Annotated in this window: 11 protein-coding genes, 1 pseudogene and 1 riboswitch; of the genes and pseudogenes, 2 read left to right on the top strand and 10 right to left on the bottom strand. The window is 63.9% G+C overall.

Features of this window, described 5'->3' with window-relative positions:
- Positions 1-6 precede the first annotated feature (6 nt).
- The 4 genes and pseudogenes from RH950_RS02505 to RH950_RS02490 form a co-directional block, all read right to left on the bottom strand.
- Positions 7-1,245: pseudogene (locus RH950_RS02505) on the bottom strand (Re/Si-specific NAD(P)(+) transhydrogenase subunit alpha); the annotation flags it as partial.
- Between the two features lie 93 nt (positions 1,246-1,338).
- Positions 1,339-2,010 (bottom strand): hypothetical protein, encoded by a 672-nt coding sequence (locus RH950_RS02500; RefSeq protein ID WP_350053372.1) that lies wholly within the window; start codon positions 2,008-2,010, stop codon positions 1,339-1,341.
- Positions 2,007-2,450 carry a D-aminoacyl-tRNA deacylase gene (gene dtd, locus RH950_RS02495; protein ID WP_350053370.1) on the bottom strand — a complete coding sequence of 148 codons (444 nt, stop codon included), beginning with the start codon at positions 2,448-2,450 and terminating at the stop codon, positions 2,007-2,009. Before dtd ends, RH950_RS02500 begins: the two co-directional genes overlap by 4 nt.
- A 78-nt stretch (positions 2,451-2,528) precedes the next feature.
- On the bottom strand, positions 2,529-3,038 hold the full coding sequence (locus RH950_RS02490) for an Lrp/AsnC family transcriptional regulator (protein ID WP_350053368.1): 510 nt from the start codon (positions 3,036-3,038) through the stop codon (positions 2,529-2,531).
- 152 nt (positions 3,039-3,190) lie between these two features.
- On the opposite strand from RH950_RS02490, the gene RH950_RS02485 reads away from it, so the two are divergent.
- Entirely contained in the window at positions 3,191-4,171 is a 981-nt protein-coding gene (locus RH950_RS02485; protein WP_350053366.1) for a mitochondrial fission ELM1 family protein, read from the top strand.
- 8 nt (positions 4,172-4,179) lie between these two features.
- On the opposite strand, the gene RH950_RS02480 is transcribed toward RH950_RS02485, so the two are convergent.
- The 6 genes from RH950_RS02480 to carA all read right to left on the bottom strand — a co-directional run bounded on the left by RH950_RS02480 (position 4,180) and on the right by carA (position 12,185).
- Entirely contained in the window at positions 4,180-4,656 is a 477-nt protein-coding gene (locus RH950_RS02480; RefSeq protein WP_350053364.1) for a GNAT family N-acetyltransferase, read from the bottom strand.
- The gene (locus RH950_RS02475; RefSeq protein WP_350053362.1) at positions 4,653-5,180 is read right to left on the bottom strand and encodes a PAS domain-containing protein; all 528 of its coding nucleotides are present in this window, start codon (positions 5,178-5,180) and stop codon (positions 4,653-4,655) included. The genes RH950_RS02480 and RH950_RS02475 overlap by 4 nt, the downstream gene beginning before the upstream one ends.
- Positions 5,181-5,398: 218 nt before the next feature.
- Positions 5,399-6,607, bottom strand: coding sequence for an O-succinylhomoserine sulfhydrylase (metZ, locus tag RH950_RS02470; protein ID WP_350053360.1), 1,209 nt, complete (start codon positions 6,605-6,607; stop codon positions 5,399-5,401).
- A gap of 147 nt (positions 6,608-6,754) precedes the next feature.
- A riboswitch (SAM riboswitch) is annotated at positions 6,755-6,832 on the bottom strand.
- A 298-nt stretch (positions 6,833-7,130) separates the two neighbouring features.
- Entirely contained in the window at positions 7,131-7,604 is a 474-nt protein-coding gene (gene greA, locus RH950_RS02465) for a transcription elongation factor GreA (protein ID WP_350053358.1), read from the bottom strand.
- A 97-nt stretch (positions 7,605-7,701) separates the two neighbouring features.
- A complete protein-coding gene (gene carB, locus RH950_RS02460) occupies positions 7,702-10,959 on the bottom strand; it encodes a carbamoyl-phosphate synthase large subunit (protein WP_350053356.1) in 3,258 nt (1,085 codons plus the stop codon).
- 8 nt (positions 10,960-10,967) lie between these two features.
- Complete coding sequence (carA, locus tag RH950_RS02455; RefSeq protein ID WP_350053354.1) at positions 10,968-12,185, bottom strand: glutamine-hydrolyzing carbamoyl-phosphate synthase small subunit; 1,218 nt, start codon at positions 12,183-12,185, stop codon at positions 10,968-10,970.
- 298 nt (positions 12,186-12,483) lie between these two features.
- Between carA and RH950_RS02450 the strand changes: the two genes are divergently transcribed.
- Entirely contained in the window at positions 12,484-12,939 is a 456-nt protein-coding gene (locus RH950_RS02450) for a GatB/YqeY domain-containing protein (RefSeq protein WP_350053352.1), read from the top strand.
- Positions 12,940-12,995 lie beyond the last annotated feature (56 nt).

Genomic DNA, 12,995 nt, shown 5'->3' with positions numbered 1-12,995 from the left:
TGCTGGTTTAGAGGTTGTTTTCGACGCTGCCGGCTTGCGGGCCGCGCGTGGTTTCACTGCAGGTTTTGCCGCTGTTTTCTCCGCGGCGACCGCCTGAACGGCCGGGTGTACGACCTTGCCGTCCTGGGTGATCAGCGAGCCCTTCACGATCTCGTCCTCGAGATTGATCTTCAGGCTCTTGGTCTCGGCATCGTAGAGTGGCGTCAGGAAATTCAGCACGTTCTTGGCATAGAGCGCGCTGGCATCGACGGCGATCCGGCTCGGCACGTTGGCATGGCCGACAATGGCGACGCCGTGCTTGCGCACGACCTTGCCGAATTCGGAGAGCGGGCAATTGCCGCCCTGCTCGACGGCGAGATCGACGATCACCGAGCCCGGCTTCATCGTCTTCACCATGTCCTCGGTGATGAGCACCGGCGCCGGGCGTCCGGGAATCAGCGCCGTGCAGATGATGATGTCCTGTTTCTTGATGGTTTCCGCGATCAGCTCGGCCTGCTTCTTCTTGTAGCCGTCGCTCATCTCCTTGGCATAACCGCCCGCGGTTTCCGCCTGCTTGAACTCATCGTCCTCGACCGCGACGAAGGTGCCGCCGAGGCTTTCGACTTGTTCCTTCGAGGCGGGGCGGACGTCGGTGGCGGAGACCACGGCGCCGAGACGCTTGGCGGTGGCGATGGCCTGCAGCCCGGCAACACCGGCGCCCATGACGAGCACCCGGGCCGGCGGCACGGTGCCGGCGGCGGTCATCATCATCGGAAAGGCGCGGCCGAACTCGTTGCAGGCATCCAGCACGGACTTGTAGCCGGCGAGGTTGGCCTGGCTGGAGAGCACGTCCATGCTCTGCGCCCGGGTGATCCGGGGCACCATCTCCAGCGCGAAGGTGGTGATCTTCTTGGCCGCGAGCGCATCGATCAGCGCCCGGTCCTTGTAGGCTTCCATCAGAGAGATCAGGGTCGCGCCGCTTTTCATCAGGGCGATCTCGTCCGCTTCCTTCTCGACCTCGGCGCCGGGGCCGATCGGCTTGCGGACCTTGAGCACGATATCCGCGCTGCCGAGCGCGTCCTTCGCGGTCTTCACGATCTTCGCGCCCGCGGCCTCGTAGGCCGCGTCCGTGATGGCCGCGCTCAGGCCCGCGCCGCTTTCGATGGAAACATCGAAGCCCATGGCGACATATTTCTTGACCGTATCCGGCGATGCGGCGACGCGCGCCTCGTATGGTCGCCTCTCTTTAGCGATGCCGATTTTCATTCGCGTTTCTCCTGTACGTTCTGCGATCGTTCTCTCGCAGGGCCGACGAAGGCCGAGAGTGCCGCGCTGCAGCAACCATGGCAAGGCCCGGTCTTATCGGATGGTGGATTGTCGCCGGTTTATCTCGACGGCGGCCCGGTCCGCCGCCCGCCTCTCCGCCAGCGTGCGGAAGGCCTTCTTGCATTGCGCGTCCAGCAGGATAAGCCCCTGCGTCTGTGTGACGCGGCTCTGGCAGTCCTGTTTCAGACGGGCCTCGATCGCGTCCCAGGCGGCGGAAATCCACTGCGCTTCGGCCGCGTAGTACCGTTCGCGTTCGGCGATGCTGCTGAAGCTGTCCCGGTGCAGCCGCAGGCGGATCCAGGGCGGGAAGTCGCCCGGCGCCGATTTTGTCTCCCGGGCCGGATAGGGGGCGAATGCAGGATCGATCGCCCCCGGGAGCGTCATGCGCTCCGATAGGCGCATGCTCTTGTTGGGGTGCGCGGCCCTGCGCTGCCGGAAGAAGCCGGCGCCGAAACAGTCGATGACCGGATTGTCGCCATACTCATGCAGCGCGACCAGGCGCGGCGTGGTCAGGGTCAGCGGCGGGCTCTTGCCGCCGGTAATTGTGCAACGCTGCCCTGTCGGCACGGTGTCGACCAGGGTGACCGGCGCGGCATCTCCAGGTTCCGGATTGGGCGGGAAGGCGCCGCTCGGCGGCGGCGGATCGGCGCAGGCGGCCACCAGGAGGGTGACTGCAAGGGCTGCTATCGTCCGGAACGTCATCATGCGCTGCTGTCCAGCCAGATCGTGACCGGCCCGTCATTGATCAGGGAAACCTTCATGTCTGCTCCGAACCGCCCGGTTTCAACCGGCAGGCCCGCCGCTTTCAGGCAGGCGCCGAAATGTTCGACAAGGGCGTCCGCCAGCTCCGGCGCGGCAGCGCCGATGAAGCTCGGCCGGTTGCCCTTGCGTGTATCGGCGGCCAGGGTGAATTGCGAGACGACCAGCACGCTGCCGCCGATATCGGCGACGGAGCGGTTCATTTTTCCGGCATCGTCTTCAAAGATCCTGAGTTTCGCGGTCTTGCCGGCCAGCCGCTCCGCCTCGGCCTGCCCGTCGCCCTCGACGGCGCAGACCAGCGCCAGCAGGCCGGGGCCGATTTCACCGACAGTGGCGCCGTCAATCCGAACGGCGGCTTCACTCACTCTCTGCAACAGCACGCGCATTCCGGATGCTCTCCTGTCTGCCGGTGAACGCGAAACGGGCCGACTCTGAAAGAAACCGAACAGAGCGACACTTCGCGCTCACTCCTCGACGTCGTCGTCCTCGTCATCCTCGACGTCCACCTCGACAGGCACGCCGGGCAATTGCTTGCGGGTGCGGAAGGAGAGGGCGGTTTTCACGTGCGAGACGTTCGGTGCCGGGGTGAGGCGGGTGGTCAGGAATTTCTGGAAGGTGTCCCAGTCCCGGGCGACCACTTTCAGCAGGAAATCAGTCTCCCCGGACAGCATGTGGCACTCGCGCACCTCGGGCCAGTCCTCGACCATCTCCTCGAAGGCGACCAGATCGTCCTCGGCCTGGCTGTTCAGCCCGACAAAGGCGAAGATCGTGACCTTGTAGCCGAGCGCTTCCGGGTTGACGTCCGCGTGGTAGCCGCGGATGAAGCCGGCTTCTTCGAGCGCGCGCACGCGCCGCAGGCAGGGCGGGGCCGATATCCCGGCCCGGTTGGCCAGGTCCACGTTGGTCATGCGCCCGTTATCCTGCAGGTCGCGAAGGATGCGTCGGTCGATACGGTCAAGCTTGACGCGCCGCATGGCGGATGACTCCTGGTTCGATTGAGTGACCGGCAGCGGAAGGTTTCCCTTGCCGGATATTGCAGTGCAGAATAAAGCAAATTGGATCGTTCGCGCAAGATTGTTACACCTCCTTGTCATATTCGTGCGCAAAAATTGTGATGGAGTCCCCCATGGCCTTGCCGCCGGATCTGTCTGCCTGGATCGTCAGCGACGGGACCCGGGGCATGGAGGTGCAGTCGATCGCCCTGGCGCAGGCGCTTGGCGTGATCCCGGAGATGAAGCGCATTCGCCCGTCTCCGCTGTTGCGCGCGTTCCCGGCGCTCGGCACCTGGCGGCTGGTGCCGCCGAGTGCCGGCGGCGCGTCGCTGGCGCCGCCCTGGCCGGATCTCGTCATCGGCTGCGGCCGGCGCAATGCCGGCGCGGTGCTCGCGGTCCGGGCCCGGTCCGGCGGCCGCAGCTTCGCCGTGCAGATCCAGGACCCGCGAATCGACCCGGCGCTGTTCGATGCCCTGATCGTGCCGGAGCATGATCAGGCCCGGGGCGACAATGTGATCGTGACCACGGCCTCCCTGAACGGCCTCGCGTCCCTCGACCTGCGGGCCGAGGCGGAACGGTTCCGGCATCTGATCCGGCCCCTGCCGGGGCCGCGCGTGCTTGTCGCGGTCGGCGGCGGTACCCGGCGGCAGACGGTCGACGAGGCGCTGGCGGACCGGTTCCTCGGCAATCTGGAGCGGCTGATCGACAGCGGTTGCGGCCTGATGATCACGGCCTCCCGGCGGACGCCGGAGCGGCTGGTCCGGGCGCTTTCCACTCTCGCGGAGCGTGAGCCGGCCGCCTGTTTCTGGAACGGGGAGGGGGACAATCCCTATCTCGGTTTCATCGGCGCGGCCGACGTGATCGTGGTGACGTCCGACTCGGTGAACATGGTCTCCGAGGCCTGCTCGTCCGGCAAGGGGGTCTATGTCGCCGATCTGCTGACGCCCGCCGGGCGGATCGCGGCGTTCCACGAGAATCTGCGGAGCCGGAACCTGACGCGCGCCTTCGACGGGTATGTCGAGCCGTTCCTCTATGCACCGCTGAAAGATGCCGAGACGGCGGCGGAATCGCTGCGACCGATGCTGGAACGCCATCTGGAGCGACGCGAGGGCTGAGGAGAAAGTCAGGCGAGATCGTAGAGCGCGGTCACCGTGCTGCCCGCGGTTTCCGCCTCGACAAAGCCGAGCGCGCGATAGAAGGCCCGGGCGCCGGTGTTATCCACCCGGATGAGTGCGCGGATCGTGCGGAAATCCAGCGGCTGCAGCAGCCTCCTCATTTCCGTGAAGAGGGCGGTGCCGGTCCCCCGGCGGGGCGCTTTCAGGCTGACGAAGGTGCTGACGTCGCAGAGCGTCGGTTCCTCCTGATCGGGCAGGCAGTCCTGGATGCCGAGCAGAATATCCGCCGCATCGTCCATCGCCGCCAGATAGACGGACCGGGCAGGCAGTGCCCGGATGAAGCCCTCCTGATCCGGGACCGTCATGGGCCCGGTCATGGCGGTAAGGCCGCCATCCGCGATGATCGGGTTCACCAGGTCTGCAATGGCACCGGCGTCCGACAGGCGCACCGGGCGGATCCGGCAGCCGGTCCCGGCTGCCGTCATGGTTCCGTTTCGCCGGGGCGGGGCACGGCGATACCCAGAATCCGGTCGACATTTTCCCGGTCATTTGCCAGAGGGAACAGCCCGCGCCAGATATTGACCTGCTCGATCCTGTCATGGGGAACGTCGCCGACCCAGAAGGTCGGGTTTTTCTCCTGCACGGTCACATCGAAGCTGTCGAGCATGAACCGGCGGTCGCTTTGTTCGAAGACCTCGGAGGCAAGCCGCCCGACAGGATCGCGCCCGACAAGCGCGACATTGCTGGTTCCGTTCAGCCTGTAACGATAGTCGAGCCTGCCGTCCGGCGCCCTGATCACATCCATCAGGAACAACCAGGGCAGGATATCCCGGGGGACGATCTCCGGCCTGAAATCTGTGCGGGCAGGGATCCCCGGTTCCGCCGCCAGCCCGCGCCAGAACCGGTAGGCGGCACTGGTGAGAGAATCCTCGGGTACGTCCTCCAGCGCGATGCGCTTGAGGGAGAGAAACGTGGGCTTTTTAAAGACAAACAGATCGGGACGGGCCATTCCATCGCCCTCCTGACGATTAGCGGGATTTCCAGCTGTATTTAAATCAAAAATAGTCTAATTGGCGGAAGAGTCTACCTGTCCGGGCATTGTTCTGTCTCGCCTGCCTCGGATCACCGTTCTCCGATGGCTTGCCGGAAGAAACATGCCGCGCCGGCGGGGACCCCCCTCCCGCATGGTTGCAGTACCCAAATGGCAGGTCTGGTCCATTCATTTCCTCAGAGGCCGTTCAGCGCCATTCTGAAATCCTCGATCAGATCGACCTTGCTTTCGATCCCGGCCGAAATCCGGACCAGGCCCTGGCCGATGCCGAGCGCCTGGCGGTCCGCCTCTTCCATCGCCCGGTGCGTGGTTGTGTAGGGATGGGTGATCAGGCTCTTTGTATCGCCGAGATTGTTCGAGATATCGACGATCTTGAGCCCGTTCAGCAGTTTGAAGGCCGCGTCCTTGCCGCCCTTGACGTCGAAGGAGACCAGGGTGCCGAAGCCGCTCATCTGTTGCGCCGCCAGCGCGTGCTGCGGATGCGAGGCGAGTCCGGGATAGATCACCCGCGAGATGGCATCGTGGTTCTCCAGGAACTCCGCGATCGCGAGGGCGTTCTCGGACTGGCGGCGGACCCGGAGGTCGAGGGTCTCCAGGCCTTTCAGCAGGACCCAGGCATTGAACGGGCTGAGACAGCCGCCGGTATGGCGCATGAAGGGCTCGAGATAATCCTTGCGGAATTCCTTCGAGCAGAGCACCGCGCCTCCGAGCGTACGGCCCTGGCCGTCGATATGCTTGGTGCCGGAATAGACCGAGATATCGGCGCCGAGCCGGATCGGCTGCTGCAGGATCGGGGTGGAGAAGACGTTGTCGACGACAACCCGCGCACCGGCCTGCCTGGCGATGGCGACCACGGCTGGAATGTCTATGATTTCCAGGGTGGGGTTGGACGGTGTCTCGAAGAAGAACACCTTGGTGTTCGGCCGGACAGCCGCGCGCCACTGTTCGATATCCGTGCCGTCGACCAGGGTCGCCTCGATGCCGAACTTGGGAAAGATCTTGGTCAGGATATGGTGGCAGGAGCCGAACAGCGCCCGGGCCGAGACCACGTGATCGCCGCTCTTGAGCTGGCAGATCAGCGCGGCCCAGACCGCCGCCATGCCGCTTGCCGTGGCGAAACAGGTCTCCGCGTCTTCCAGCAGGGCCATCCGGTCCTCGAACATCTGGACCGTCGGGTTGCCGTAGCGGGAATAGACGAAGCCGTCTTCCTCGCCATTGAAGCGGGCCTCGGCCGATTCTGGGCTGTCATAGACATAGCCGGAGTTGAGGAACAGGGCCTCTGAGGTTTCGCCGAACTCCGAGCGGTTGGTGCCGCCGCGTACCAGGCGGGTTTCCAGATTCCAGTCGGCGGCCTCGGTGAAGGCGGGATTGATCTTGTCGGTCACAGGTCTGCTCCTTGGTCTCCGTTCGGGCCCACGGGAGCATTCCCGTGGCGCTTTAGCACTTGGTGACGCGGATGCAAGCTGCCCTCAAATCCCGCGGGTCCGATAAGCCGGACCAAGCCTGAAACAAAAAATCCGTCGCGGCGGCGCCGGACGGATCGAGATCCCTCTTTAGCCGCATTTTTAAAGCGCCCGCAATCTGAGTCTCAAATCGGCGCTGAGGACAGCAATAAGCGACAGCCGACCGTACTGTCAAGCGCCCGTCAGCTCCGGCTGGTGAGGATCCTGTCGCTCACGACGCAGAAGAAACAGCCGACCGCGCCGTCGATCCATCGACGCATCCGGCGGCAGAACGCGGCGGCAAGGAGCTTCCGGAAAGATGAGTGTCAGGCATGAGGTGATTCACAATCATCATGCGACAGAAGGCGAGGTATGCCGAGAGAGCGCGGGAAAGCAGCCGTAAAACGAAAGAGGGGGAGCCGGCTGGCTCCCCCTCGAATCCCATGACCTGTCTGCCGGCCGGAACTCACATCACGGCGATACTGAGGATCTCGTAGCTTTTCGCACCGCGCGGCGTTGCCACCTCGGCGCTGTCGCCGACCCGCTTGCCGATCAGCGCGCGCGCGATCGGGGAGGAGGTCGAGATATAGCCCTTCGAGATGTCCGTCTCGTAGGGGCCGACAATGGTGAAGGTCTGCTCTTCGTCCGTATCCTCGTCCGCGACCGCGATAATGGTCCCGAAGGTCACCGTTTCGCCGCCGAGCTTGGCGGTGTCGATGACTTCGGCACGGCTGGTCGCGTCCTCAAGCTCGAGAATCCGGCCCTCGATGAAGCTCTGGCGTTCGCGCGCGGAGTGATATTCGGCGTTCTCGGACAGATCGCCGTGTTCGCGCGCTTCCGCAATCGCCTTGATAATCTCGTACCGTTCCACAGTCTTGAGCTGCTTCAGCTCGGCCTTGAGTCGCTCAAGACCCTGTGCCGTCATCGGAACTTTTTCCATTAAACCGACCTCGGTTTCTCACTCAATTAGCTCAAAAAGTGGCGACCCGCCCCAACACGAAAGAGTCACCGATGGTGTCCGGCCCTACCACCGGTCGTCAAAACGATCCGCTTAGATAGGATTGCAACGGTGCGACTTCAAGGCGCCCCGCCCGCATCGCTTTCATGGCGTGGACAGCTGCCCGGGCGCCTTCGACCGTCGTGTAATATGGAATATTGTGGGTCAGTGCGGTCTGACGCAAGCTGAAACTGTCGGCAATGGCCTGTGTTCCGCCGGTCGTGTTGAACACCAGGTCGACATGCCCGGAGAGCATGTTGTCGACCACATGCGGGCGCCCCTCGAGAACCTTCTTGGTCCTGTCGACCTGCAGGCCGGCCTCTTTCAGGGCATGCGCCGTGCCTTCCGTGGCCAGCAGCAGATAGCCCATTTCCACAAGATCTTTTGCCAGCTTGATGATCGCCGCCTTGTCCTCGTCGCGCACGGACACGAACACCGTGCCGGATGTCGGCAGATGCGTGCTCGCCGCCATCTGGCTCTTGGCGAAGGCCCGGCCGAAATCCTTGTCGATGCCCATGACTTCGCCGGTCGACTTCATTTCCGGGCCGAGGATGACATCGACGCCCGGGAACCGGTTGAACGGGAAGACGGCTTCCTTCACCGCGACATGGTCCGGCATTTTCGTCGGCAGCGGGAAGTCGGCCAGTTTCTCGCCGGCCATGACGCGGCTGGCGATCTTGGCGATCGGCACGCCGGTGGCCTTGGCGACGAACGGCACCGTGCGGCTGGCCCGCGGATTGACCTCGAGGATGAAGACCTCGCCGTCCTTGACCGCGAACTGGGTGTTCATCAGGCCGACGACCTTCAGACCCTCGGCCAGCAGGGTCGCCTGACGACGGATCTCCTGAATCACGGCTTCCGGCAGGCTTTGCGGCGGCAGGGAGCAGGCGCTGTCGCCGGAATGGATTCCGGCTTCCTCGATATGCTCCATGATGCCGGCGATATAGACCTGGGTGCCGTCGGAGAGACAATCCACATCGACCTCGACCGCACTGCGCAGGAAGCTGTCGACCAGTACCGGGTTCTTGCCCGACACCACGACGGCTTTTTCCATATAGCGGCGGAGCTGGGACGGCTCATGCACGATCTCCATGCCCCGGCCGCCCAGCACGTAGGACGGGCGGATGACAACCGGATAGCCGATGTCGCGGGCGATGGTCTCGGCTTCCTCGACGGTGAAGGCGGTGCCGTTCGCCGGCTGGCGCAGGCCGAGATCGTTCAGCAGCGCCTGGAACCGCTTGCGGTCCTCGGCCAGGTCGATGGCGTCCGGCGAGGTGCCGAGGATCGGAATGCCCGCATCCTCGAGCGCCTGGGACAGTTTCAGCGGGGTCTGCCCGCCAAGCTGCACGATGACGCCCTTCACGGTGCCGTTGGATTGCTCCCTGCGGACCAGCTCGATCACGTCCTCGGCGGTCAGCGGCTCGAAATAGAGCCGGTCCGAGGTGTCGTAGTCGGTCGAGACGGTTTCCGGGTTGCAGTTGACCATGATGGTCTCATAGCCGGCCTCTGACAGCGCATAGGCGGCATGGACGCAGCAATAGTCGAACTCAATGCCCTGGCCGATCCGGTTCGGGCCGCCGCCGAGGATGACGATCTTCTCGGCATCGGTCGGGTCGGACTCGCATTCCGGCGCCTCGAAGCCGTCGCCCTCGTAGCAGGAATACATGTAGGGCGTGGGCGAGGGGAATTCGCCGGCACAGGTATCGATGCGCTTGTAGACCGGGCGGATGTTCAGCGCATGCCGGGCTGCCGTGACGGCGGCCTCTTCCGAGCCGGTCAGCTCGCCCAGCCGGGCGTCGGAGAAACCCATTTTCTTCAGCCGGGCGAAATCCTTTGCGAGGGTCGGCAGGCCGGCATCGCGGACTTCCGCTTCGACCGCGACAATATCCTCGATGTGACGCAGGAACCAGGGATCGAAGTGGCAGGCATTCTGGATTTCCTGCAGGGAGAGACCCGCCCGGAAGGCCTGGGCGACCCGCAACAGCCGGTCCGGGGTCTGTTCGCTCAGTGCGGCCATCACCCGCTCCCGGCCGACGCCGTCGCTGTCGATGCCGGGCATATCCACTTCATTCAGACCTGTCAGCCCGGTTTCCATGGAGCGCAGCGCCTTCTGCAGGCTCTCCGGGAAGCTCCGGCCGATGGACATGGCCTCGCCGACCGACTTCATCGCCGTGCTCAGCAGCGGCACCGCGTTCGGGAATTTCTCGAAGGTGAAGCGCGGGATCTTGGTGACGACATAATCGATGGTCGGCTCGAAGCTCGCGGGAGTCGCGCCGCCGGTGATGTCGTTGCTGAGCTCGTCCAGCAGGTAGCCGACGGCGAGCTTCGCGGCGATCTTGGCGATCGGGAAGCCGGTTGCCTTGGAAGCCAGCGCCGAGGAGCGGGAGACGCGCGGGTTCATCTCGATGATGATCAGCCGGCCGTTCTCCGGATTCACTGCGAACTGGACGTTGGAGCCGCCGGTCTCGACGCCGATCTCGCGCAGCACCGCGATGGAGGCGTCGCGCATCCGCTGGTATTCCTTGTCGGTCAGCGTCATCGCCGGGGCGACGGTGATGCTGTCGCCGGTATGCACGCCCATCGGATCGACATTCTCGATGGAGCAGATGATGATGCAGTTGTCCGCTTTGTCGCGGACCACTTCCATCTCGTACTCCTTCCAGCCGAGCACGCTTTCCTCGACCAGCACCGAGCTGACCGGAGAGGCGCGCAGGCCGTTGCGGATGATCTCTTCGTATTCCTCGACATTGTAGGCGATGCCGCCGCCTTGACCGCCAAGGGTGAAGGACGGGCGCATGATGGCCGGCAGGCCGACATGGGACAGCGCATCCATCGCTTCCTCGATCGTGTGCACGAGGCTCGAGCGCGGGGAGTCGAGGCCGATCTTGTCCATCGCGTCGCGGAACAGCAGCCGGTCTTCCGCCTTCTCGATGGCTTCCAGCTTGGCGCCGATCAGCTCGACCCCGTATTTCTCCAGCGTGCCGTCCTTGGACAGCGCGATCGCCGTGTTCAGCGCGGTCTGTCCACCCATGGTCGGCAGCAGGGCGTCCGGCCGTTCCTTCTCGATCACGCGCGCGACCATCTCGGGGGTGATTGGTTCGATATAGGTGGCGTCGGCGAGACCCGGATCGGTCATGATCGTCGCCGGGTTCGAGTTCACCAGGATGACCCGGTAGCCTTCCTCCTTCAGCGCCTTGCACGCCTGAGCGCCGGAATAGTCGAACTCGCAGGCCTGACCGATGACGATCGGCCCGGCGCCGATGATCATGATGGACTGGATATCTGTACGTTTTGGCATGGCGCCGCTCAGCTTTCCTCGTCGATCAGATCGACAAACCGTTGGAAGAGATAATGGCTGTCCTTCGGCCCGGGAGAGGCCTCGGGATGGTACTGTACGGAGAAGACCGGGCGGCCCTTTAGGCGGATGCCCTCGATCGAACCGTCGAACAGCGAGCGGTGGGTCACCTCCACACTGTCCGGCAGGCTGCCTTCGCTGATGACGAAGCCGTGGTTCTGCGAGGTGATCTCGACCTTGCCGGTGGTCAGATCCTTCACCGGGTGGTTCGCGCCGCGATGGCCCTGGTGCATTTTCTCGGTCCTGGCGCCGAGGGACAGGGCCAGCATCTGGTGCCCGAGGCAGATGCCGAAGACCGGCTTGCCGCTCTCCACCAGCTTGCTGATTTCCGCGACCGCATATTCCCCGGTCGCCGCCGGATCGCCGGGGCCGTTCGCCAGGAAAATGCCGTCCGGCTCATGCGCCAGAATGTCACTGGCCTTGGCGTCGGCCGGGACCACGGTGACCCTGCAGCCGAGGCTGGCAAGATTGCGCAGGATATTCCGCTTGGCGCCGAAATCCATGGCCACGACATGGCGCTTGATTGCGGGCTCGACCTCGAAGCTGTCGTCACCGTTGATGCCGTCGCGGGCAAATTCCCAGGTGCCTTCGCGCCACTGATAGGTCTGCCGGCAGGAGACCTGGATCGCCAGGTCCATACCTTCGAGGCCGGGCCATTCCTGCATCTTCAGCCAGAGCGCGTCGAGATCGAACTGGCCGTCCGGCGCGTGCACGAGGCAGCCCGTCGGCGCCCCGCCGTCACGGATCCGCCGGGTCAGGCGCCGCGTATCGACGCCGCTGATACCCGGCAGATCGAAGCTCTTCAGCCACTCGTCGAAATGCCGTTCTGAGCGGTAGTTCGACGGCTCGGTCAGGTCGGCGCGCAGCACCAGGCCGAGAGCGGCCGGCGTCGTGGTCTCGACATCCATTGAATTGGCGCCGACATTGCCAATATGGGGGAAGGTGAAGGTAATGATCTGCCCGGCATAGGAGGGATCGGTCATGATCTCCTGATAGCCAGTGAGCGAGGTGTTGAAGCAGACCTCGCCGACACGAACCGTCGCTGCCCCCAACCCTCGGCCCCAGAACAGGGTACCGTCCGCAAGCATCAGCAGGGCGGTCGCTCCGTCCGGTTTGGCCGCGGAGGAAAAGTCAGGCTTTGCATGTTTGGCGGTCAGAGGCTGCGCCATTGCGGATATCCCTCATAAATCGCTGCGGTTCCGGCATGCGTGAACCGCGGAGGATCTGAAGTGATGTCCGCTTGCTCGACAGGTTAATGTCAATTCAGGCCAGGCCGGGCGCTTCGGTGGCGCTTTGATAAAGAAAGCCGTGCCGCAGGTCAAGGGACTTGTTTTGTGTATAATTCAACAAAAACAATAAGTTAAGAAATGTGCCTTGCGTTTTGTGCCGCGATGTCGAAGGTGTAGGCGAATTCGCGAGCCGGTCTGTTGAGAAACCCGCCGCGAAAAGGCTAGGGGTATATTGAAAATGTTACGCGCCGCATTCAGTGACGCCTTGAAAGAGGCTTTGAAATCGAAGGATCAGTGTGCCGTCAGCACCATCCGGCTGATTATGGCTGCTATGAAGGACCGTGATATCGCCGCCCGGACGAGTGGGCCGGGCGAGGGTATCGGCGATGATGAGATCCTCTCCATGCTGCAGACCATGTTGAAGCAGCGGACCGAGTCCATCCGGATGTATGAAGAAGGCGGACGGCTGGAGCTTGCCGAGCAGGAAAAGTCCGAGATGGAAGTCATCCGGCGTTTCATGCCACAGCAGCTTGACGAGGCCGAGACGGCCGAGGCGGTCGAATCCGTGGTGCAGGAAATCGGCGCCCGCGAGCTCAAGGATATGGGCCGCACCATGGCCGCTCTGAAAGAGCAATATGCCGGCAGGATGGACTTTTCCAAGGCCAGCGGCATTGTCCGGCAGATGCTTGCATAGGTCTCCGTCCATAGGTCTCCGTCCGGGATTGTTTTTGACCGGGACGCCTCTGAGGT

The sequence above is a fragment of the Nisaea sp. genome (assembly GCF_040217065.1).
Classification (GTDB): domain Bacteria; phylum Pseudomonadota; class Alphaproteobacteria; order Thalassobaculales; family Thalassobaculaceae; genus Nisaea.
This window is presented reverse-complemented; position numbering and strand designations above follow the sequence as displayed.